Annotated in this window: 16 protein-coding genes; 7 read left to right on the forward strand and 9 right to left on the reverse strand. The window is 49.1% G+C overall.

The features are described 5' to 3' along the window. Nucleotides 1-42: 42 nt before the first annotated feature. Complete coding sequence (locus ACYVF1_RS03370; protein ID WP_461075608.1) at nt 43-1,560, reverse strand: DUF4301 family protein; 1,518 nt, start codon at nt 1,558-1,560, stop codon at nt 43-45. 169 nt (nt 1,561-1,729) lie between these two features. Here ACYVF1_RS03370 and ACYVF1_RS03375 point away from each other — a divergent pair, with 169 nt between their 5' ends. Further along, on the forward strand, nt 1,730-2,425 hold the full coding sequence (locus ACYVF1_RS03375; protein WP_461075610.1) for an HAD family hydrolase: 696 nt from the start codon (nt 1,730-1,732) through the stop codon (nt 2,423-2,425). Here the strand turns inward: ACYVF1_RS03375 and ACYVF1_RS03380 are convergent. The 6 genes from ACYVF1_RS03380 to ACYVF1_RS03405 form a co-directional block, all read right to left on the reverse strand. Further along, nucleotides 2,415-3,215, reverse strand: coding sequence for an amidohydrolase (locus ACYVF1_RS03380; RefSeq protein ID WP_461075612.1), 801 nt, complete (start codon nt 3,213-3,215; stop codon nt 2,415-2,417). The genes ACYVF1_RS03375 and ACYVF1_RS03380 overlap by 11 nt on opposite strands. A 53-nt stretch (nt 3,216-3,268) precedes the next feature. Further along, entirely contained in the window at nt 3,269-3,844 is a 576-nt protein-coding gene (gene def, locus ACYVF1_RS03385) for a peptide deformylase (protein ID WP_461075614.1), read from the reverse strand. Nucleotides 3,845-3,957: 113 nt separating this feature from the next. Continuing rightward, nucleotides 3,958-4,383: a Holliday junction resolvase RuvX gene (gene ruvX, locus ACYVF1_RS03390; RefSeq protein ID WP_461075616.1), complete on the reverse strand. Its 426-nt coding sequence runs from the start codon at nt 4,381-4,383 to the stop codon at nt 3,958-3,960. 124 nt (nt 4,384-4,507) lie between these two features. After that, on the reverse strand, nt 4,508-5,101 hold the full coding sequence (locus ACYVF1_RS03395; protein ID WP_461075618.1) for a nucleotidyltransferase family protein: 594 nt from the start codon (nt 5,099-5,101) through the stop codon (nt 4,508-4,510). Between the two features lie 3 nt (nt 5,102-5,104). Then, nucleotides 5,105-6,268, reverse strand: coding sequence for an XdhC family protein (locus tag ACYVF1_RS03400; protein WP_461075620.1), 1,164 nt, complete (start codon nt 6,266-6,268; stop codon nt 5,105-5,107). Nucleotides 6,269-6,451: 183 nt separating this feature from the next. Beyond that, a complete protein-coding gene (locus ACYVF1_RS03405; RefSeq protein ID WP_461075622.1) occupies nt 6,452-6,958 on the reverse strand; it encodes a GNAT family N-acetyltransferase in 507 nt (168 codons plus the stop codon). Nucleotides 6,959-7,263: 305 nt separating this feature from the next. On the opposite strand from ACYVF1_RS03405, the gene ACYVF1_RS03410 reads away from it, so the two are divergent. Then, nucleotides 7,264-9,912 (forward strand): DUF7133 domain-containing protein, encoded by a 2,649-nt coding sequence (locus tag ACYVF1_RS03410; RefSeq protein WP_461075624.1) that lies wholly within the window; start codon nt 7,264-7,266, stop codon nt 9,910-9,912. Between the two features lie 80 nt (nt 9,913-9,992). Next, entirely contained in the window at nt 9,993-10,856 is an 864-nt protein-coding gene (locus ACYVF1_RS03415; protein ID WP_461075626.1) for a 3-keto-disaccharide hydrolase, read from the forward strand. Nucleotides 10,857-10,877: 21 nt separating this feature from the next. On the opposite strand, the gene tamL is transcribed toward ACYVF1_RS03415, so the two are convergent. Both tamL and ACYVF1_RS03425 read right to left on the reverse strand, forming a co-directional pair. Further along, entirely contained in the window at nt 10,878-13,223 is a 2,346-nt protein-coding gene (gene tamL / locus ACYVF1_RS03420) for a translocation and assembly module lipoprotein TamL (RefSeq protein ID WP_461075628.1), read from the reverse strand. Between the two features lie 6 nt (nt 13,224-13,229). Continuing rightward, complete coding sequence (locus tag ACYVF1_RS03425) at nt 13,230-18,299, reverse strand: translocation/assembly module TamB domain-containing protein (protein WP_461075630.1); 5,070 nt, start codon at nt 18,297-18,299, stop codon at nt 13,230-13,232. 515 nt (nt 18,300-18,814) lie between these two features. Here ACYVF1_RS03425 and ACYVF1_RS03430 point away from each other — a divergent pair. The 4 genes from ACYVF1_RS03430 to ACYVF1_RS03445 all read left to right on the forward strand — a co-directional run bounded on the left by ACYVF1_RS03430 (nt 18,815) and on the right by ACYVF1_RS03445 (nt 23,006). Continuing rightward, complete coding sequence (locus ACYVF1_RS03430; RefSeq protein WP_461075632.1) at nt 18,815-19,627, forward strand: TerC family protein; 813 nt, start codon at nt 18,815-18,817, stop codon at nt 19,625-19,627. Between the two features lie 108 nt (nt 19,628-19,735). Beyond that, complete coding sequence (locus ACYVF1_RS03435) at nt 19,736-21,268, forward strand: NADH-quinone oxidoreductase subunit N (RefSeq protein ID WP_461075634.1); 1,533 nt, start codon at nt 19,736-19,738, stop codon at nt 21,266-21,268. Nucleotides 21,269-21,332: 64 nt separating this feature from the next. Further along, nucleotides 21,333-22,331: a bifunctional heptose 7-phosphate kinase/heptose 1-phosphate adenyltransferase gene (locus ACYVF1_RS03440; RefSeq protein ID WP_461075636.1), complete on the forward strand. Its 999-nt coding sequence runs from the start codon at nt 21,333-21,335 to the stop codon at nt 22,329-22,331. Between the two features lie 84 nt (nt 22,332-22,415). Next, entirely contained in the window at nt 22,416-23,006 is a 591-nt protein-coding gene (locus ACYVF1_RS03445) for a hypothetical protein (RefSeq protein ID WP_461075637.1), read from the forward strand. Nucleotides 23,007-23,077: the final 71 nt, after the last annotated feature.

Below are 23,077 nucleotides of genomic sequence, written 5' to 3' on the forward strand. Positions count from 1 at the left end.
ACTTTGCGACTTTATAACCCTACAACTTTTTAATTATACAGCTTACTCTTCACCGGGTTGGTGCTCTTTACGTAACAGATCGTTGACGGTTTTCACCGGATTGAACGTAATAAGCGGAACTTCTACAAACATCGTGTTCCAGTCGGCCATGGCGCCGTTCCAGAGGCCGGGCAATTCCTGTGCTTTGAGGTCTTTACCATCTTTCGATTTCGCCGTGATGAATCCTGTTTGCGGGTCACGATAGGCAGGCAGGTCGTATTTCTCACCATTCCGATCTCTCAGACCGCAAACCAAATCAACGGGATTGAAGTGCGTGGCTTCGTCAAAAATGGCTTTCTGGCCCGCGTCTTTCATGTCAATTTGCGCCGATTCCACAACTTGCAGCGACACTGATCCATCCTGATTTTTAGCCCAGAACGGTCCGCCACCCGGCTCTCCGACGTTTTTCACCATACCGCAGACACGTACCGGACGGTTCAGCTTCTTGCGGAAGTACTCCAGTTTTTCGTCTTTCGAAAGCGCATCAAAACCGTCGGGTGGCAACGTAAAGAGTTTGGTACGTAGTAGTTCGTCGGCTTCGGCAAGATAACCGTCGCTTACGTCGTCGCCTGCCAGCAAATCCTGCAATCGGGAAATTTGCTTCTGCGCATCGAGCAGCACAGCCGCCAGCACTTTTTTATACGTAACGGTCTGTTCCTTGATTTCGTCGGGTACTACGTTGTCGATGTTCTTGATGAACACAATATCCGCGTCGATGTCGTTGAGGTTTTCAATCAGCGCGCCGTGTCCCGCTGGTCTGAAAAGCAGCGAGTTATCGTTATTCCGGAATGGCGAATTGTCCATGTTTACCGAAATGGTATCCGTCGATTTCTTTTGTTCCGAAAAACTAATGTCGAACGTAACACCAAGCCAGGCTTCGTAATCAGCTTTCTGCTCGTCGATGAGTTTTTCGAACCGACTGCGGTGTTCGGGCGAAACGGTGAAATGAATTTTCACAAGCCCATCAGAGTTGGCATAAGCGGCTCCTTCTACCAGATGTTCTTCAACCGGAGTTCGGGGACCGTCGGCATAGTTGTGAAATTTGAGTAATCCTTTCGGCAGGCTACCGTAATCCAAACCTTCGTCGGTCAATAGGAAACGTAGCACGGTTTGCCGATCATTTTCGGAAACGGCTTTGTCTAAATCCTGCCCTTTGGCGGCCATAGCGGCTTTCAAATCTTCGTAAAATGCGAAGTCAGTAATCCGGGTAAATACCTCATCGACAGATTTATCCGATTTGCCATCCAAAGCCGCAAACAACGACTTGAACATACGCGTAGCAGCCCCCGACGCAGGCACGAACTTCACCAGATCGCGTTCGTGAGCGGCTTCATCGAACCGATGAATGTAGGTCGGCAACTGATCTTCTTCCACGCGGATGATACCGTCGCCAATGGTTGCCGCCTTGATAACATGGAGGTAGGGAAAACCCTGAATAAAATGCTGTATCTGTTGGTCAATCTGGTCGAGCGATACGCCCTGTTTCAGAATCTGGTCCTGGTCTAGTTCCGTGAACTGCATATGGATAAAATGAAAATACGTAACGAATGGGCGGCAAATTGCGGATTTCGGGAATAGGACGCAAATCAAATTATTGCAAATTCAACTTCTTAAATGTCTATTTTTCTTCGCATCTCGTTAAGAAATCGCGCCTTACCTTTGCCGTTTGATACTTGCCTGTTTGATTGTTATGAAACTGATTGCTTTCGACGCGGATGACACGCTTTGGGTAAACGAACCAAACTACGTAGATGTTAAGGAAAAACTGTGCGAACTGCTGGCGCACTACGTTGAGCAGGACGTACTGAGTGATCGGTTTTACGACGCCCAGATGCGAAACCTGCATCTGTTCGGATACGGTGCCAAGAGTTTCATTCTGTCGATGATCGAAACCGTTATCGAATTAACTAACGGGGCCATTACCGGCGCTGAAATTCAGCAGATTATCGACGTAGGCCGACGCTTGCTCGATTTCCCCATCGACGTGCTGGACGGTATTCCGGAGGTACTGGAAACGCTCTCGAAGGATTTTGATTTGATGGTACTTACCAAAGGCGATTTGTTCGACCAGGAAAGTAAAATTGCTCGTTCGGGGCTGGGTCATTATTTCAAACACGTCGAAATAGTGAGCGAAAAAAATGAGCAAGCGTACCAGCGGGTATTACAGAGGTATCAGGTGCAGCCCGCCGATTTTATCATGATTGGTAACTCGCTCAAATCCGATGTTTTGCCAGTTGTCCACATTGGCGGGCGAGCTATCCACATTCCTTATTCTGTTACGTGGCTACACGAACAAGTAGCTGATGAACAACTGGTGGGTAAATCGTTCACTACGTTAGCGAGTGCACGTGAATTGCTGGGTTTATTCGGAAAGGTTACCGAGTAAGCGTAAACGAATCGGCATCCAGATTGGCCGGAAATTTCTCCCGAAAGGAACGTAGCTCATCCAGCGAAAGCGTCTGTTGGTGAACGATTTCGGTATCAGAATGGCGAAATGCTACGTCTCCTTTATAATCGATTACGGCCGAATCGCCGGTATAGAGATGCTCATTCCCGTCGGTTCCAACGCGGTTGACACCCACGACGTAGCTGAGATTTTCGATGGCGCGGGCTTGCAGCAGCGTATTCCAGGCGCTACGTCGAGCGGCAGGCCAGTTTGCTACGTAGAGCAGCAAGTCATACGCGAAATCGGTCGATTCGGCTTGACGATTTCGGCTCCAGACCGGAAAGCGGAGGTCATAACAAATGAGAGGGCAAATACGCCAGCCCTTCCACTCTTTAATAATTCGTTGTGTACCAGCTGCATAAATGCCATCTTCGCCCGCCATGCGAAATAAATGGCGCTTGTCATACATGTCGAATTGCCCGTCGGGCTGCATCCAGATGAGCCGATTAAAATACCGCCGACCCGTCTGACCGTCTCCTTCCTGCACTACGTAGCTGCCGGTAACAACGGCTCCCGTTTGCGCAGCCATCTGCTTCATCCAGCGGAACGTAGTAAGATTCATGGGTTCCGCTACATTCCTGGCTTCCATCGTGAAACCCGTTGTGAACATTTCGGGAAGCACAATCAAATCAGTTGATTCGGGCAACGTAAAGATACGTTCCTCCAGCATCGCCCGATTTGCGACTGGATCGTGCCAATAAAGATCAGCCTGAAGGAGGGTGATATGCATGGGGCGCGGGACCGAGGGCATGGGGATAAGGTCAACTATCCCCTCGCCCTCGGCTATTTACTTGGGAATTTCATTTTGTACTCGGCGTCGGTTTTTCCCTTCGAAATATCGGTCAGCTTTTTCTTGATCAGGGTTCGACGTAGCGGGGGCAGATAATCGGTAAAGAGTTTGCCATCGAGGTGGTCGTATTCGTGCTGAATGATACGTGCCGCCATGCCTTCGTACTCTTCTTCGTGTTCATTCCAGTCGGTGTCGAAATAACGAATCACCACAATCTCCGGTCGAAACACTTCGCCCCGAATGCCCGGAATACTTAAACAGCCTTCTTCAAAACCCCAGTCGTCGCCCGCTTCTTCGATGATTTCAGGGTTGATAAACACCTTTTTGAAGCCAATCAGGCTTTTGTCGACTTCTTCTTCCGGCTCATCTTCGTTCAGCGGCTCACCATCGACCACAAAAATGCGAATGCTTTGCCCGATCTGCGGACCAGCCAATCCTACGCCCGAGGCCGCATACATCGTTTCAAACATATTCTGGCTCAACGTTTTCACGTCGACGCTACCGGGTTCAATGTCTTTGGCGCGCTTTCGCAGCACCGGGTCGCCGTAGGCAATTATTGGGAGAATCATATTTTTTTCAGTCTGAACCGGGATTGAGCGGATTCAAGGATTTTCTGGATCTTGTTTTTCACTTCTTCGAAATACTAAATCAAAAACAAAATCCAGAAAATCATTCAATCAGCTCAATCCCGGTTCAGAAATTTACTTTCCATGTACGATTGAAGGATGATAGCGGCACTGACTTTGTCGATGTTACCTTTTTCACGTCGATCTTTTTTCGTGCTTCCACCAGCTATCATAGCCTGTAAAGCCATAACCGACGTGAATCGTTCGTCGTGCCAGTGAACCGGAATTTCGGGAAACGCCTGTTGCAGGTGCATTACAAATTTCCGAACGCGGGCCGTATTATCGGTATCATTGCCATCTAATCCTTTCGGCAAACCAACTATAAATTCGGCTACGGGCTCGCGCTGTATATACGCTTTGAGGAACTTTAAAACCTCGTGCGAAGCCACCGTTTCCAACGCCGACGCAATGAGTTGCAACGGGTCAGTAACGGCGATTCCGGTACGTTTCGCGCCGTAGTCGATTGCTAAAAGTCTTGCCATTTCGGTAACAAAGGTACGAAGGCTGAGGGCATGGGGCAAGCGGCAGAAGGGTATTGTGGAGACAAGGCATGTCTTCTACGCGTCAGCAATGCCATGCGGTTATGAGACAAGGCATACCCTGTTTCTACAAGGCTCTATTCCATTTTGCTACGTCATCCAAAGTGTCTAAATCAACGGAAGCCAGCGGAAACACTACGTAAGCACAATCTTGTAAGTGGTTCTGAATCAGTTTGCGTGCGCCGACATCGCCTGACAATTGTAAGAATTCAGCTTTGTATCGAATGCTGAATAATGCGGGTACGCCCAGGTGCTTTGCTTCACCGTATTTAGTGGCAACGATACCTTTTCCGGATTGTTGATACGTAGTAATTATCTGACGTAGTAAATCAGCTGTTACGTAGGGCTGGTCGGTCAGCACAATCAGAAAGGCGTCGGTCGTTTTTTCGTCTACTTCACTTAAGCCAATACGTAGCGACGAGGCTAGGCCCTCATTCCAATTGGAATTTTCTACGATAGCGATAGGAAGTTGATTCAGTTCGGGAAGGAGCTGTTCGCGGTTGGCACCCAGCACTACAATCACTGGCCCGGTTTCCAGCGAAAGTGCCTCATCGACGATACGTCGGATTAATGTTTTTCCCTGATACGTAAGTAATTGCTTGGGCTGGCCGCCTAATCGGCTGGAGCTTCCGGCTGCTAGCACAAGGGTGGCAATACGCATGAATTAACGGCCCGTCACGGCGTCAATCGTTTCAGAAGCGCGGCTGTGATTGGGTACGTTTCCGGAAAGTCGTTCGTGAATAGGACCCGGTTTATGCTTCAGAAAACCACCTTTACCTTTGGCAAAAAAGGCTTTTATCTCAGCCACAATCGACAACGCAATTTCGTCGGGTGTTTCGGCTCCCAAATCCAGACCGATGGGGGCATGAACCCGCGCGAGTTGCGCTTCAGAAAACATAAGCCCATCTTTTTCAAATTCTGCCTGCATTTTTTCGAATCGCTTACCCGGACCGAGCATACCAATGTAGGGCGTATCCGTAGCCAGCAATGCCTGCAAAACCGCCCGGTCATAGTTAAAATTGTGCGACATCAGCACCGCAGCAGTTCGGTTAGTAATGGTCAGTTTATCGAGTACTACGTCGCGGTCGGCGTAGAGTACGCAGGTGGCAACCGGGAAACGCTTGGGTGACAAATGAGCAATGCAATCGTCGGTTACGGTTACCTGCCAGCCCAGTTCGCGGGCGAGTTTGGCAACGGGTATTACGTCGTAACCAGCGCCAAAAATTACCAGTTCAATGCCTGGGTCGATGCGTTCAATGAAGATTTCAACAGCTCCTGAATTTACCCAATACGTTTTGGTCAGCGGTTTGCCGGTTTGAAAAACCTCCTGCATATCAGCAGCCAGCCAGTCGGGGAGGGGCTCGGCGGCTTCGGTAAGTCGAAACCGGTTGGCCGGGGCCAGCCCTGTATCGTCATCGCTTTTGAGAACCGTTGCCAGCGCCCGAACGTCGCGTTTATCGATAAATTCTTTCAGTAACGTAATAGGGCTTTCTGCTTTCGTCGGGTCGATGGGCTCGATCAAAACGTCGATGATCCCGTTGCAGCCTAGTCCAACGCCAAAGCTGTTCGCTCCGTCGTCCATCGTATCATACGTAACAACAATCGGCTGACCATCAAGCATCACCTGACGCGCTTTACGGAGCGCATCGCCCTCCAGGCAGCCGCCACTAATGGCACCTTCCCAGCGGCCATCGTCGGTTATGAGCATACGGGCACCCGGCCGCCGATACGACGACCCTTCAACCCAGACAACGGTAGCCAGCGCAGCTTTCCGTTGCGAAAAGTCAATCTGCTCAAAAACGTCGACGATGCGTGTAATTTCTTTCATGTCATTTTTTCATGTTCCAGCCGGGCGCTAAAACGAACGTTGGTTTGATCTATTTCTACTCCGGCGGCCTGGCTTTGTCAGTATGTCAAAACTGCTTTTATAACGATCTGTTTAAAGCAATCCAGGATGATTTACGAAAATACGATTTTTAGCCGGACGGACCGAAGTCTCCGGCGGTTTATACTAGTCAAACGTATATTCCCACCAGAGCATATTTTCAATTCTGTCGAATAAATGAAAACCATTTTTTTCGAGCACTTTCTGTGAAGCTACGTTCTCGGTATCAGTATCGGCTACTACACGCCGAACACCGGGCTGTTGCTCGGCCCAGGCAACTAATCCGCTCACCATTTCGCTCATGTAACCCTTTCGACAGAGTGACGGATACGTACCATAACCAATTTCGACCGTGCCGGTTTCGTCGGGCTCGCCTTTAAACTTGGCTTCGGCAACAAACTGCTGCTTCTGACGGTCGATGGCAAGCCACAGCGTATGAAAAAGTGGATCGCGGGTTGGGTCCTTCAATCGGGGAATCGTAAAGTGTGTAATGATGCTTAACACGGGTTCCCAGGCCACACGATTGCCCTTTTGTAATCCCAGTGACTTCTCCAACTGATAATTATCGGCAATGTGCAACCGAAGCTGGTCGAGCGTCAAGGGAATAAGCGTCAGTCGGGGTGTATCAATCATACTACGTTAAAAAGTTGTATGCAATTGTGCTAAAATAGTTTAAGTTATTTCTGGATCATTCAACTTCTAAAGTAGTTTTAGTGAACTACTTAACCGAATAATTAGCCGATAACCAGAATTGTTACGTTCGACAAGCTCAGATGGGAACGTAGCACGGCGGCTGTCAATAATCTACATAAAGAAGGAAACAATAAATTATATTTCCGGGCAGATTGACTTCTGTATATGCTTGTCAAAGAACGTATCAGTTACTTAATGCTACGTTATTGATGATCGGTGGATTGCCAAAATACCTCCTCCCAGTCATGCTAAAACTCGTTTTCTCTGTTTTTTCTGTCTTTTTTCTTCTGTTTTTCAATTCGTTACGTCCCAAACGTTCTGAAACAGCTGAATTTCGTCAAGTGCCGACGCGGGCCGATTCGCTGCCGAATGCCAGTAGCTGGCCCTCTGAACTTAAAGTTACCAATTTTGCAGGGCCTGATCTCACACCCAGCCCGGCCTGCCTGGCTGTAGCACCTACCGGCGAAGTTTATGTTGGCGTCGATATGATTGGTTCGCTGGGGAAAAAGCCGGGGCAGGGACGTATCGTCAGACTAGTTGATACGAATCATGACGGGAAAGTGGATCAGCATACTACGTTCGCCGTGGTCGATAATCCGCGCGGAATTCTCCCTGTGGGCGATCAGGTTTTTGTGCTTCATACGATGTTTTCGAAAGAAACGGGTATTGCGTCGGGAATGGATTTGGTGGTCTTTGCCGATAAAAATCATGATGGCGTGGCCGATGGACCTTCCTCGCCAATTGTTGAACACATCTGCTCGCCTAAGTTTATTCAAAGTCGCGGCACTGATCACGCTACCAACGGTATCCGGATGGGTATCGACGGCTGGATTTATATTGCCGTTGGGGATTTTGGTTTCCACGGCGCAACCGACCGATCGGGTAAAAAAATGACGATGCTGGGCGGAGGAATCGTTCGGGTGCGGCCCAATGGTACCGAAATGGAAATTTATACGCACGGAATGCGTAATATTTACGACGTAGCCATTGACCCATACATGAATATGTTCACCCGCGACAATACCAACGACGGGGGAGGCTGGAACATTCGATTTAGCAACCAGATTCAATCGGGCGAATATGGCTATCCGGTTCTGTTCAAGCACTTTACCGACGAAATTATTCCGGCGCTGGTCGACGTGGGCGGTGGCTCTGGAACGGGTTCATTTTATATGGACGACGATACGTGGCCTGAGAAATACAATCACGTACCGATGATGGCCGACTGGGGACGTAACCAGCTTTATCTTCATCGCGTTACGCCCGATCAATCGACGTTCACGCAAAAGGAAGAGGAGTTTATTAAGCTATCGCAGATTACCGATGTTGACGTGGATGCGTCGGGTGAAATGTACTTATCGGCCTGGGCGGGAGCGGGGTATTCGGGCAACCCAAATAAAGGGTTTGTCGTACGTGCCGTACCCAAAAACTGGACATACAAAGCGTTTCCGGACGTAACGAAACTGTCGGAGAAAAAACTGGGTGATTTACTGAAATCGGGCAGTTCTGTAGCGCGTCTGGCTGCTCAACAGGAATTGATTTCGCGACCGGCCAAGAAGTCTACTAAACTTACCTGGAATATCGCAGAAGATAAGTCGGCTCCACGCTACGCTCGCGTTGCGGCTATGTATGCTTACGCGCAGATAACCGGTGCCGACGGTATTGCCAATCTGGTGAAACTGACCGAAGACAGCGATCTAAAAGAATTTGCGTTACGTGCCTTGTCCGACCGGAAATCGACAATTCAGTCGGTTCCCATCGAGCCATTTTTGAATGGTCTGAAAGATCCATCGCCCCGTGTTCAGACAGCGGCAATTATCGGCCTGGGTCGATTGGAACGTATCGAAGCTGCACAGGCGTTGCTAAATACGAACGTACCGGCATCATTTACTCCGCCGGCTAAAGGCACAGAAGGGCCACACGCTACGCCTAATTCCGCCATTGTTCCGCCCCACCTCGCCGTTCGGGCGCTGGTGACTATACACGCCGTTGATGCTTGTGTGCAGGCCATCGAGTCGGCGCATGGAACGTTGGCACTCTGGGCGTTACGTTACATGCACGACCCCAAAGCCGTTGCCGGACTAATTGCCGCTTATAAGCATACGCAGAACGAAGCGCTGAAAAAACAGATACTCGTTACGTTGTCGAGGCTGTACAGAAAAGAAGCCGACTACGATGGCTCGTGGTGGTGGAGCACCCGCCCCGATACGCATGGTCCCTACTACAAAACCGTTACGTGGGAATCGTCGCCGATGATTAAAGATTTCCTGGTTGAGGAGTGGAATAAGTCGGCTGATAAATCATTTTTTACCGATCTAGATAGTCGCCATCGTACCGAAATTCCGGAATTTGGCGCAAAGGATTCGGTTGTGGTCGCGAAGGAAGAAACCAAAGTGGATCTGGAGAAAATTCGGAACAAAAAAGGGCAGATTGGCGAATCGTCTATTGAAGACGTCATGCTGGCGATGGCCAAGATTCCGGGCAACGCTACGTTGGGGAAAACCTTATTTACTCAGCAAGGTTGTGTGGCCTGTCATAGTCTCAGCAAGAGCGAAACCATGAAAGGCCCGTTCATGGGGCAAATTGGTTCGATCATGACCCGCGATCAGATTGCCGAATCGATTCTCAAACCGAATGCGTCGATTTCGCAAGGTTTCGCTACGGTACTTATTACGGCCAAAGGAAATAAGAGTTATACCGGATTTGTGACCGAAGAATCGGCGAATCGCGTGGTGCTACGTGACATTACAGGACAGGTTACTACGTTGAAAACATCTGATATTCTGAATCGTAAAGAGATGGAAACATCGATGATGCCTAGTGGGCTGGCCAATGCGCTGTCGTACGAAGAATTTGCGTCGTTGATCACGTTTCTGTCGCAGCAGAAAAAGTAGAGTTAAATAATTGTAGGGTTGTAGAGTTTTGAACGCGTCAGCCAACCTTATAACTCTACAACCCTGAACCAATAATTCACATGAAATCACAAATCACTACGTTGCTGCTTTGCTGCACATTGGCAGCCTTTGGGCAGGGGAATTCGGGCAGTAAGGAAGAATGGAAGCCGTTGTTTAACGGTAAAAACCTGGATGGCTGGGATATCAAAATCCGGGGAAACGACCTGAACGACAACTTCGGTAATACGTTCCGGGTTGAAGACGGTAAAATGGTGGTTCGGTACGATAAGTACGACGACTTTAAGCAGAAATACGGCCATATCTTCTATAAGGGCGATTTCTCATACTACCGAATTGCTGTTGAATACCGGTTCGTGGGTGAGCAGGCTCCAAAAGGCGAAGGCTGGGCGTGGCGTAACAGTGGTATCATGGTGCATGGACAACCAGCGGCCAGCATGGGCAAAGACCAGGATTTTCCGGCCTCTATCGAAGTTCAATTATTGGGTGGTCCCGGCGATGGTAAAAAACGGACTACCTGCAATCTCTGTACACCCGGAACCAAGGTAGTGATTGATGGGAAGTTACGCACACAACACTGCATCAGTTCGACCTCAAAAACCTACGATGGCGATCAATGGGTGCGGGCCGAAGTGCTGGTGCTGGGCGATTCGCTGATTCAGCATTTTGCCAACGGCGAAAAGGTGCTGGAGTACAATAAACCACAACTTGGCGGTGGGTCGGTGAGTGGTCATGATTCATCCTTGATTGTCGACGGAAAACTGCTTGATCACGGTAGCATTTCTTTGCAAAGTGAAAGCCATCCGGTCGAATTTCGGAAAGTAGAAATCCTGAATCTGAAGGGGTGCATGGATCCCAAAGCGAAAAACTACAAGTCGTATTTTGTTAAGGCCGACAACAGCCTCTGCGATTATGGGAAGAAGTGACGCTACGTTCGGAAGATCCGCTTAGAACGGATAGCCCACGCCGATGTTGAACACCAGGTTCTCCTTGCGCCAGTCGCGGTCGCGGAAGTTAATTTTGTCGATAACCCACTCGCTACCGTCTGTTTTGTAAGGTTTACGAAGCGGTGTTCCTAAATCAAACCGGATCAGGAAATAAGAGAGATCAATTCGTATACCCACGCCTGTACCCACGGCTATTTGGTCGTAAAACGTTTTCGAGAATTGAGCGCCATACCCGAAAATCTCCGTATTGGAATAAGTCCAAACGTTACCGGCATCCACGAAAATAGCGCCTTCAAGGTACTGATTAAACTTGAGCCGTAACTCTGTATTCGCTTCCAGCCGAACGTCGCCACCGCCATCCTGGAAGATAGGCACGTTACGTAGTGTATCGCGGGTAAATACGCCCGGTCCGATAGCCCTTGGCCGAAAAGCCCGAATGCTGTTACTTCCTCCAACGAAATATTGCTTGGTGAAGGGTAACTGGTAGCCTTTTGAATTTCCGTAGGTGATTCCAACGCCAGCAAATACGCGATTGGCTAGGGTCAGGTTTTTGGCTAATTTCCGGTAGTAGCGGAAATCAGCATCTAAGCGCAGAAACTGAGCATAGGGTACGTTGAAAATACCGTTCCGATCATCATTAGTTACCTTTTCATGGAAAAATAAGCTGGCCAGATTACCGGCAGCTTCAACATTAGCTGTTAGGCGAAATGTATTAGGAGAAATAGACCGAGCCGGCGAATTATAATTGAACGTGTATAAGCTACTGAGAATAAGCTGGTCTGAATTAAGAATATTGATGTATTGCTTTCGTATAGTCTCGTCAATATCCGTATTGCCAATCAAATCATAAAGACCTGACGCTTTGTCTCGTGGTACATACACATAGTTGATATTAAACGGTTGAAATACATGCTCAACCTGCTGATTCTGTCGCCAGGCGTAGCCATACGTAATCTGTGCCGAATTAATACGGTATAACCCACCCCGGATAATGGTTTGATAACCAATGGTTGCGTTCGTTTTTGGCAACGCCTGCCGCTGATCGTATCGGAAACGAAAAGGAGATACCAGGCGAGGGAAACTTAACGTAGCATCGGCTCCAAATCGATAGTTTGTAACCCCTTCTCCGGCGGCTCCTGCCTGAAATTCAATACCCGCATTGGCATTGATAACTAACTGTTCAGCCCGACGTAGCGCGTTCCGGTTGCGCCAGCTCACAATAAGTTGTGTACCCGTAAAATTGTTGGAGCGCGACGTACCATCAAGCTCGGCCCGCATCGATTTAGCGGGGTAGGGGGTCAGGTAATAGTGCACATCCAGCACCGCCGAATCCCCCTGTTGATCGGGATCGAAACGGTTACGGACAAACTTAAACGCCCCTACGTTGATGAATCGCGACAGCGTCAAATCCTGCATCCGGCTATTGTATAATCTGCCCGGCTGCACAGTCACAATATCCCGGAACAGTTTTGGATTGAACCGACGTGTTGAATCGACCACCCGAAAACTTTCGTCGGTCTGATACGCTCGTCGCTGATTGGTGTCGTTACGTGCCGTTGAGAGGTTGTAATTCGGATAAATAAATACGTTGCGAATCGTGTAGGGTACGCCAGCCGCTTCGGGCATATCGGGCTTGATGGCGAAATAAACCTTTGTTTTATGCGCCACCGAATCATTATCGGCTATTACTGCTATGTAATCGGGCAGGAAATAATAAAAACCACGCTGCTTGATCGACTGACTGATACGTTCGCGTTCGAGTTTGATGTTATCGAACAGATACGGGTCGCCTTTTCTGATGACGGTACGTCGGGACGACAACCGTAGCGCCTTCTTAACAGGGGTTGAATCGATTAGGAAACCGACCGAATCAATATGGTAACGCTGTTTGAGATTGACTTCATAAACCCCTCTCGCTTTATACCCTTCTTCCTTAAGCTGAGCGGTAGCATCCGAACCAAAATACCCTTGATTCTGCATCGTAGCCTTGAAAATCGGAATGTTCGATGAAAGGGCTTTGGCGCTGGCAAATACAGGCTCCTGACCAAACTTCCGGCGAAACCACGCCCGAAAACCCTTTGGCTTTTTGGGTTCGCCGAACAGATAGTACAACGCTACTTTGATCGGATAGCCGAAAATTTGTTTGTTAGGACGCGGTCTTGCCAATCCAGTCAATTGATCCTGTATAGCTTCCTGCTCAGCGGCTGGAACCGTAGAATCTGCTTTAATAACAACGTCGGTGCCCATGTAAAGCCGCTCATTGGCTGGCAGATGCTTGGCGACATTACAGCCGTTGAGCAACCAGACCGTGAGCAGAAAACACAAACAGGTAACTATGTTTTTCATAATGCGTTAGTTCATCACGGTACCCGGCGACGACCGACTGAAAATTTCGGAAAACGAGTTATAATCCATCGAAATAATGAACCCAACCCCAGTTTCAATTATGTAGCCATCGAGTACGGCCTGATAATCGTTACGTCGGTATGCCCGCAATACGTAGCGGCCGTCGCGGGTGATGTTGTAATTAGCCGATACGTTATCAAATACCTGATTCTGACTGGGGGTAGCGGCACTGGCCGCGTTGTCGAGTACAAAGTTTTTACCCACCGAAACCGTAACACGACCCGCCAGAAAACTACGCGATATCCCCACGTTCAAATCGGTACGTGATCCGTTGGTAACTCCGCCTGTGTTGGCACTGCCCGTTTGCGAAAGCAGGTTAAAGTCAACGTCGAAGCCTTTTAATACGTTGGAAGCCAGTCGGCCTAACTGGTCGGAAATGAGCTTGCTTACACTGCTACGGGCAATATTTTCGGCCTGCGTATTGAGGCCACCATTTCCTGAACCTGAAAAGAAATCCGACGAATTTTCTGGTAAAAACCGGCCCAGCACCAGCAGCGCAAATACCTGTTTATTGATCTGTGACTGATCCTGACGTAGCGTTCGTAGCTTGCTTTCGATATTGCTTCCCAAAACATTTGACTGCGATTGAGCAGCATTGCTTTCTTCTTCGGGCAGCCGAATGTCGAAACTCAATTTTGGGGCCGATAAATTGTCGCTGATGGTGAGCAGAACTTCAAAAGGTAATTTACGTTTGGCGGCCGCTGCATCCACACTGGTCGATTCGTTGCCGATCAGATCGCCGGGCGGGGTCGATACTTTATAAATAGCCGTCATATTGATGTCGGCCTTAAGTGGGTCGCCGGTGAAATTGATGTATCCTCCTTTCTGCAACAGGAATTGTCGTTTCAGTACCTGATACGTCATCGAGTACTCGCCCTCCGTTACGTCATAACGGCCCAAAACCGTCATCTGACCAGCCGCGTTGATGCCTACGTTCAGTCGGGCGTTGCCGCGCGCCCGTAGGTAATCGCCGTTGAGCTCGTCGACAACAATGGTCAGTTCCGATTTTTCGTCAGCTTCCAGATCAAGCGAAATGGTTGAATTACTTAATTCATCGAACGACAGCCGGGTCGTCTTGACGGTATCGCTTTTGGGTCGGTAAAGGTATTTCTGGAGGGCCAGCGAATCGCTATGATTAATAAACGTAACAATGCCATTGGCTTCATTCACATCTACCGATTCGTCGGGCAGCACCATCGAGATTTTACTGCCGTCCTCCAAACGTACCGTACCATTTATCGACGCGTTGGAACCCGTTCCTTTAATCCGTAAATCGGCGCTGATAGCGGCTTGCCCGTAAGCATAATCGTTATCTTTTCGCGCGGCATTCAGTACCTGAAAATCGGCTGCTCTTACCCGCAGATTATACGCTACGTCAGGTAGATTACGTAGCACTACCGTTCCGTCAGTTGTGAGGGTACGGCCCAACGTATCGCGTACATTGAAATCGTTGAACGTAATGGTCTGCCCCGCAAAAGCCAGTTTTTCCTGATCGATGCGGTACGTAGCGTTGAGTTGTTTGATGTTAAACGCCACCGAATCGAACGCCACGCTGCCGTCGATTTTGGGATTGTCGGTTGATCCTGCAACGGTAAATCCGCCAACGAGCTTGCCTTTGGCCTGCCGTAGTTCACCGAAACTGAAGGCTTCAATGGTGCGGGCATCCAGCCGGTTCAGTTTAATGGCCAGTTCGAGGGCTTGTTTAGCGTTTTCCGGGTTGTAGAAACCCGTAATTGTTGCATCGTTATACGGCCCAATCAAGGTTGTATTGACGTTAATTCGTCCATCTGACGTATTGTTGAATCGGGCAGTCAGGTTACCGATGGGCTTAGTCATCACCTGTAAACTATCGACGTAAATAGACCCGATAAAGGCCAGATTATTGTCTTCACCCATATAATCACGTACGACAATCGTGCCATTGAGTTCACCGTCGGCCAGTGTAGTATCCTGGTTGGCGAGCCGGGCCAGATTGGCTATATCGAGGGCGCGGGCAGTTACGCGAATGGGGGCGTTGGCGTATTGTTCGGTACTGCTTATTTCGAGCGACCGCTGCTGCTGTTCTAAATGTAATCGATTAATCAGGATGCCATCTTTACCATATTGCGCAAAACCAGTGGTATCAGTTTCCCAGCGTTGGTAATTAGTGAGCAGGCCGTTCGGCGCAAACTGGAAGCGGTAACTGGAATCGATAATGCTGAGCTTACCCGAAATCCCGTGCAAATCCTGATTCAATGAATCTTTGTTGACCAGTGCAAACCGGAACTGATTGTTAGCCGCGATACCATTCAGATTTGTCTGCCGGATCGTCATGCCGTCGTACAGAACGCCGTCAATACCCCCATTAACAACCAACTGATTTCCTACGCCACGTAGCAGAAAACGGCTTCCCTGCAACGTAGTGGTATCGTACACAACCACGCCCGTACGTAACGTAGCCGATAGCGTCGTATCGCGCTTATTATCCAGGTACGCATCCATTCGCACCGTGTCCATCTTGGTAAGGCCCGGAACAAATGCCAATAGCAGCGGATTCTGGTACGCTTTCATGCTCATCGTGAAGGCGTGCGGGGGCGGAATGGCCTTATATTTCAGATCCGGCAGCGCAATGTATTTTCCTATTTCGCCTGCGATGATGTCGTAAAGTTGCGCGTACTCGAACTGCCCGTTGAGGTTAACCTGCGCCCCCGGTATCTGCGCCATCACCGACTTCGTATTGCCGTCGGCACCCAGTCGGGCATAAAGCGAGTCGATGGGGTAACTTTTTCCGTCTAAACTTAACGTAGCATCATTAATTGAAACCGTACCGACGGGTTTAGCCGGATCGGTCGAAGCCATGTCCATAAGGATACGTCCCTTAATGGAGAGCGGGTCGTCGTATAATTTGAGTGCTTGCAGATTCAGTTCATTCAGCACCGTCTGCCCTTTCACACCCGGAAAATCACCTTTCAGATTGACCTGTGCATCAATAGCGACATTAGCGTTCGGGTCTTTGAGTGCTCCTTTTATGTCCAGGTTTCCGCTAGCCAGTTTGCCTTCTGCATCGAGATTCTGGTAGCGGTACCCATTCAAATCGGCGTATTTAATAGCCAGGTCGAAGTCGGTTGTTAATGTATTAACGTCGATGCCGCGCCCATTGACAGTAGCCCGGCCCGTTACCTTACCAATAGTTCCAGTTTGCTTGAGCCACTTACCCGCGTCGAAATCCGTCAGATTGAGCGTGCCTTTATACGTTTCATTTTTACCTGCTACAAAACCCGCCAATCGGCCATCGAAAGCGGCCGAACCCCAAACGGTATTGATTTTTGCATCCAGAATAAGGTCGTTTAATTGACCTTTTAATTTTCCAGTAAGTTTTAAACCGGGCGGTAGATCAATTGTAGATGGGATAGATCCCTTGGGAGCCAGCTTATTAATATCGGCCAACGTAGTGCTGACCTCCTGCACGTTCATATTTACCCCAATTCTATCGGGGTCCGTTACGTTCGTCAGTTGCCCACTCGCCCGTAGTCTGGTGCCTGACAGCATATCGAATTCAAGCTTGGGCAAATTCAGTGCGGCCAACGTCCCATTCGCCTGCGCATTCGCCCTAAATACACCCCCGCGATTACCCGCAAACGGTGGCGTATTCGCCAGATCTGGAGCCAGTTGCAATACGTCATCGACCGACAAACGACTCTGCCGCAGATTCACCCGAACGGCGACACGTTTGGCAAAACGTGGATTGCTCAACTGCGCCAGCGAATCGTAACGTAGCACCATTTGATCGCGCAGCAACGTAGTGGGCGTCTGGATATACAATTTGGTGAGCGTAGTGGTTGTGTCGGTATAGAGCAGGTTGGTTTCGAATTTCTGGAGTACAAAGCCGCTCGTAGCCCGGAATCGACCGTTACGTAGCTGACCACTAATACGTTGTCCGCGTTTGCCTAAATCCTGATACACCAGAAACTTACCGTCAATACCCAGATTGCGGAGATCGAGGTGGCCATAATCCAGTCCCTGTTTCTGACGCGGGGCCGTTTCATCATCAAATTGAATGCGGTTATTGGCAAATCGCACGTTGGTTAGCCGCGCCTGCCAGCCGGGTGACGTACTGGTCGTAGAAGTTGGAGGTTCGGGTGAAGACGCTTTTTTGGTTGGTTTGGTTAACGTAGCAGCAACGTCACCATCGGTCAATTCAAGCGTTTTAAGGCCGATTTTCGAGCCTTCCAGATAAAAATAATCGGACTCCATCGCCAGTCGATTCACAGCGCCCTTCGTTCGGAAATCGGCCGTTTCGACGTTCACATCCCATTTTGTGTTCGTAAGCTGCCACTTGCCCAGCGCCAGATTTAAGGTATCGCCCGGCTTGGAAGGCGCTCCGGGGGGTGTTGGCAGACCTTCATACAAACGCGTAAATACGTTCAATCCATTGCCCGTTACGTTCGAGAGATGATATTTCGACGTATTGACGTCCATATCGCTGAATTTAGCGTTCAGACTGTCGAGAGACGCATTTACATTGGCCCCAACAACATCGTCTTTGTAGCGAATTCGCACATCGCGTAAAGCAATACCCGTTAGGTTGATTTTCATCGGTGTCGACACCGTGTCAGACGGTTCGGGGGCTGAACCTGTATCGAAAGCATCGAGAATGTACTGAAAATTGAAAGCTGTATCCGGCAACGTCCGGGTAATGTTCACCTGGACGCGTTCCAGCTCAATCTGGTTCAGCATCACGCGGTTATCAAGCAAACCCATCATATCGAGGTCGACGCGCATCCGGCCTCCATTGAGCAACGTATCGCCCTTTGGTGTTTTGAAAAATACGTCCTCCAGCTCAATCCAGTCGGGAATAGAGTATTTGATACGTCCGATGTGAAAAGGTGACTGAAGCCGTTTTGCCAGATACGAGTTTACCTGCTTCGTAACGAATTGCTCGCCCCAGGGAGTGGTGGTAACAAGTACCACGAACCCAGCGACCAGCAGCACGAGGGCTAAAATCCCCAGCAGAATTCGAACAAGTATTTTTGCCACAGGTGGTAATTCTTAATGACTAATGGGTAATGTATAGTGATTAATCAGCAATACAGATAGAATAGAACATTATTCATTGTTCATTAATCATTATACATTAATTATATTATTAGATTCATAACGCGCTGGCGAAGTATTATGTTACGAGCTTCTTTTTATAGCTACTAAATGTCCACAATAATCACGCCTTCATTCTATTCACTATTTGTAAAGTCAGACGAACGATATGTACATACGTAACGGTGATTTCTGCCAGAATATCGTCGGGGCGATCTGGTTCTTAAATCGTACCTTACTAGTCGTTTCAAGTTGTCTCGTTTGCTAGTTCGAACAGCAATTACAGTTGTGATATGATACGCTGTTCATAATATTAATGTGGCACAAATGATAAAAAACGTTGTTGACCGGCCATAAAAACGGCTAACCTTTTGTCCGGCTCAAGGTTCTTTCGTAAAGAATTGTTGCAGACTCGGTCCGTAGCGGGTAATTTTGGGTTTCCTACTTCTCGTTAACGGATGAGTGATCTCTTTACAGCTGAATCGATTGTCAGCTTACTGACCCTGACATTTCTGGAAATCGTTCTGGGTATCGATAACATCATTTTTATTTCCATTGCGGCTAACAAACTGGCCAGCAAAGACCAGCCGAAAGCCCGCAATATCGGCCTGATACTGGCGATGGCCTTCCGTCTTATTCTTCTGATGGGAATTTCGGTTGTGATTTCGCTTAGCAAGCCCTTTACGCACATCGACGCGGGCTGGTTCAAAGCGGCTTTCACGGGGCAGAGCCTGATTCTGTTTGGCGGAGGTATTTTTCTGCTTTACAAGGCTACCTCCGAAATTCACCACAAGCTGGAAGGCAGTGACCACGAAGAACAAGCCGGTGGTTCACAAGCCAAAACGACCATTTCGAGTGTGGTAACGCAGATTGCCGTAACGAACATTGTTTTCTCCATTGATTCCATTCTGACGGCCATTGGGCTTACACAGAACGTAGCGATTATGATGATTGCTGTTATTCTGTCTATTCTGATCATGATGTTCTTTGCCGGGCCTGTCGGTAAGTTTGTGAACGAGCACCCAACGATTCAGATGCTGGGACTAGCGTTTCTGATTATGATTGGCTTCATGCTGGTGGCCGAAGGGGCTCACCTGTCCGAAGTTGTGTTTTTTGATCAGGAAGTGGGCTCGGTACCAAAAGGTTACCTGTATTTCGCCATTGCGTTCTCGCTGGGGGTTGAGTTCCTCAATATTCGACTTCGGAAAAAACAGAAGCCTGTCCGACTGCACAATTATGAAGGGCAGCCGGGCGAGGATGGAATTATTTAGTTTTGCAGGCCCCGGCAGGTTCCGGCTGTCGGCGTCGCGAATGCGACGAACTGGGTAGATACGATGTAACCGACAGCCGGAGCCTGTCGGGGCCTTTCCCTAACTACCTTGTCTCTTACCGACCAATTAACGGACATTCTGAACAGTCTCGGCGGTTTTGGCCCTGAAACGTGGTTAGCTGTGTCATTTTGTGTAGTGCTGCTGACCGAATTGCTTGGCCGGCAACGTAGTAAGTCAACGGTACGTCGGTTGTTGGCGGGGTTAAGCGTAGTGGCTGTGCTGTTGGCCGGCCTCTGGGCAGTGCTGATGCCGGTACGTGGTTTCCTGTTCATGCACCTGCTTTTTGTGGATAACCAGGCCATTTTTGTGCAGGTAGTGATTGCGCTAGGCGCCGGATTCGTCTTACTCTATGAAGCATTTACTACGTCTGATACCGACGTGGTGTTACGTTCAAATCTTGCCGAACGGCCAGGACTTCCCCTGGAATGGTACTCGTTGCTGATTGCCATGACGCTGGGCCTGTTTCTAATGGCTGTATCGGTCAATCTGCTCAGTATTTACCTGAGTATCGAACTGGTGTCGATCTGCTCCTATCTGCTCACTGCGCTGGTGGCCGATCGTAAGGCGTCGGAAGGAGGCATTAAATACCTGCTGTTCGGCGCTATTAGTTCAGCCATTATGCTTTATGGGATGTCGCTGCTCTATGGCATGACCGGCACCCTTGATTTAACCGCCGACGCTTTCGGAACCGAACTGGCTCAGCAGGATGCCCCGGTTGTGGCTGTAGCAATGTTGCTGACTGGCGCGGGTCTGCTGTTCAAACTGGCTGGTGTGCCGTTTCACATCTGGACGCCCGATGCGTATGAAGCGGCTCCGGTTCCGGTGGCGGCTTTCTTTTCGGTTGGCCCCAAAATAGCGGGGGTACTGGTGCTGATGCGGGTGGTAACGAGCTTGCCTATCGAGGCTCCGGGAGGGGCTTCGGCGCTGGTGCTACAAACGCCACTGGCTGTGCTGGCGCTGGCTGGTATTCTGATAGGTAATTTGTCGGCTCTGCGCCAAACCGATGCCAAGCGATTGCTGGCTTATTCGACCATTGCGCACGCTGGCTTTTTGCTGGTTGGGGTTGTAGCGTTGAATGAAGCCGGTTTCGAGGCAACATTGTTTTATGCCGGTACATATCTGTTTATTTCGCTGGCAGCCTTCTTTTTAATTGATCTGCTGGCACGTAGCAACAACAGCGATTTGACCATCAGTAGTTTTGCTGGATTAGGCCCGAAGCAACCACTGCTTTCGGTGGCGATTTTGGTTGTTATGCTGGCGCTGACGGGATTGCCTCCAACGGTTGGTTTCACGGCTAAACTGTTGTCGTTTTCGGCCCTCTACGAAGCTTATCAGCACTCCGGCGATCCCTGGTTGCTGGCGTTGTTTGTACTGGGCCTGCTGAATGCCCTGATTTCGCTGGTGTATTACCTGAAAATTCCGTTTCTCCTTTTCTTTCGGCCTGCTGCTACGTCTTCAGAGTCAGATAGTTTAGTGCCAATCTCGAAATCGGCTGTCTGGCTAACGGTTGGTGTTACGTTGCCGGTAATTATCCTGTTCCTGAAACCCGATCTGCTGCTACGTTGGCTGGCCAATCAATAAACTACTTTCTCCAATCGGCGGGGTTTTTGTTTCTTTGTACTGGAAACAACCTGAGAATGCCCCTATGAGTCCAGTCCTGGATATGTCGATTGATGAGCTTTTCGACCAGTTCGATAACCTTCGCGTGCTAATTGTTGGCGACGTAATGCTTGATTCCTACGTGTGGGGGCATGTCGAACGTATTTCGCCCGAAGCACCCGTTCCGGTGGTAACGGTCGACCGGCGCGAACTGCGGTTGGGTGGGGCTGGTAACGTTCTGCTGAATGTACAGGCGTTGGGCGCTGAAGCCATTATTTGTTCGGTAATTGGCACAGATCAGGCGGGTAATCAACTCGAACAGCAGCTTGACGAGCGTGGCCTCAATTGCACCGGCTTGATACGTAGCCAGACCCGAATCACGACCATCAAGGAACGTATCATTGCCGGTTCTCAGCAGGTCGTACGTGTCGATACCGAAACAGACAAATACATTACTTCTGACGAACGCGAACTATTGGTGGCTAAAGCTAAAGAACTGATACCAAGTTGTCACGTAGTGATTTTCGAGGATTACGATAAAGGCGTCCTGAGCAAAGAAGCCATTGGCGATATCACGGATTTTGCCAATGAGCAGGGCGTTCCAACGGTCGTCGATCCTAAAAAACGGAATTTCCTTTCGTATAATAATGCGACCCTGTTTAAGCCGAATCTGAAAGAACTGCGAGAAGGACTGAAGGTGGATTTCGATGTGGATAACCTGGCTGAATTGGGCGACGTAGTACATCAGTTGAAAGAAACCCTTAACCTAAAAGGGGCGCTGATTACGTTGTCGGAGCGGGGCGCGTTCATTGATTTTAATGGCGAAACCCAGAAGTTACCTGCCCATATTCGCCAGATTGCGGACGTATCAGGGGCGGGCGATACCGTCATCAGCATTGCCGCCTGCTGCGTGGCCCTGAAACAATCGCCTACTATCATTGCGGGTTTATCGAATCTGGGTGGAGGACTCGTTTGTGAATCCGTCGGCGTTGTTCCGATTGACAAGAAACAGCTTAAGGAAGAAGCCAAGGAGCATTTTGGGTAATTTACCGTGTTGTTGATAAATTCAACAAATTGTTTTCATGTGTTTTTATATGTTTGCTGAACGTATCAAACTGTTAAAACCATTATGAAAACATTCTTTTCTATTCTCTTTGTCAGTGTTTTAGTAACCACGTCTGTATCAGCTCAGGACGCCCCAACGCGGGAAATCGGCCTTCGCATTAGTAATTTTGAGAGCATTGGCATGATTTACAAAAAACAGATACGGGAAAACACTTTCCGCCGGTATCGACTCGCTTTTGGAAATCTGACTGCCAATTTCAATCGCAATACGTCCCTGTTTGGTTTTTCGGCGGGGGGAGCCGTCGGGAAAGAAAAACGTCGATCGGTTAGTGATAAACTGCAATTCGTTTATGGCACGGAGTTAATAGCTACTATTAACCTTTATTCGTCGAACAACGGTACGGTAACCATTGATAATGGGAACGGAGGCACTACTACCTACACAGGTAACAATTTGTTTCTAGCATCGCCTTCGATCGGTATTGGTTTTGTGCTGGGCGCTCAATATAATTTCAATCCGAGATGGTACCTGAGCGCTGAGTTAATACCTTCGATAACAGCCAATGGCGTATTTGGCAATGGAGCCTCGCTCTACACAATAAATGCCAGCTTCAATTCGGGAACTGCAGGTATTACGGGTGCCTACCGATTTTAACCTGATAACTCGGCCAAAATATATTTTGCAACGTATTACCCCACCCAAATTCCGGTCGGAACGAAGGTGGG

Source organism: Spirosoma flavus, assembly GCF_054778555.1.

Bases quoted from the DNA above. Each gene is read 5' to 3' on its own strand.
- ACYVF1_RS03430 (WP_461075632.1), top strand. From the start codon at position 18,815: ATGAGTGATCTCTTTACAGCTGAATCGATTGTCAGCTTACTGACCCTG.
- def (WP_461075614.1), bottom strand. From the start codon at position 3,844: ATGATTCTCCCAATAATTGCCTACGGCGACCCGGTGCTGCGAAAGCGC.
- ACYVF1_RS03445 (WP_461075637.1), top strand. From the start codon at position 22,416: ATGAAAACATTCTTTTCTATTCTCTTTGTCAGTGTTTTAGTAACCACG.
- ACYVF1_RS03400 (WP_461075620.1), bottom strand. From the start codon at position 6,268: ATGAAAGAAATTACACGCATCGTCGACGTTTTTGAGCAGATTGACTTT.
- ACYVF1_RS03395 (WP_461075618.1), bottom strand. From the start codon at position 5,101: ATGCGTATTGCCACCCTTGTGCTAGCAGCCGGAAGCTCCAGCCGATTA.
- ACYVF1_RS03375 (WP_461075610.1), top strand. From the start codon at position 1,730: ATGAAACTGATTGCTTTCGACGCGGATGACACGCTTTGGGTAAACGAA.
- ACYVF1_RS03415 (WP_461075626.1), top strand. From the start codon at position 9,993: ATGAAATCACAAATCACTACGTTGCTGCTTTGCTGCACATTGGCAGCC.
- ACYVF1_RS03410 (WP_461075624.1), top strand. From the start codon at position 7,264: ATGCTAAAACTCGTTTTCTCTGTTTTTTCTGTCTTTTTTCTTCTGTTT.
- ACYVF1_RS03405 (WP_461075622.1), bottom strand. From the start codon at position 6,958: ATGATTGATACACCCCGACTGACGCTTATTCCCTTGACGCTCGACCAG.
- ACYVF1_RS03380 (WP_461075612.1), bottom strand. From the start codon at position 3,215: ATGCATATCACCCTCCTTCAGGCTGATCTTTATTGGCACGATCCAGTC.
- ACYVF1_RS03440 (WP_461075636.1), top strand. From the start codon at position 21,333: ATGAGTCCAGTCCTGGATATGTCGATTGATGAGCTTTTCGACCAGTTC.
- ACYVF1_RS03370 (WP_461075608.1), bottom strand. From the start codon at position 1,560: ATGCAGTTCACGGAACTAGACCAGGACCAGATTCTGAAACAGGGCGTA.
- tamL (WP_461075628.1), bottom strand. From the start codon at position 13,223: ATGAAAAACATAGTTACCTGTTTGTGTTTTCTGCTCACGGTCTGGTTG.
- ruvX (WP_461075616.1), bottom strand. From the start codon at position 4,383: ATGGCAAGACTTTTAGCAATCGACTACGGCGCGAAACGTACCGGAATC.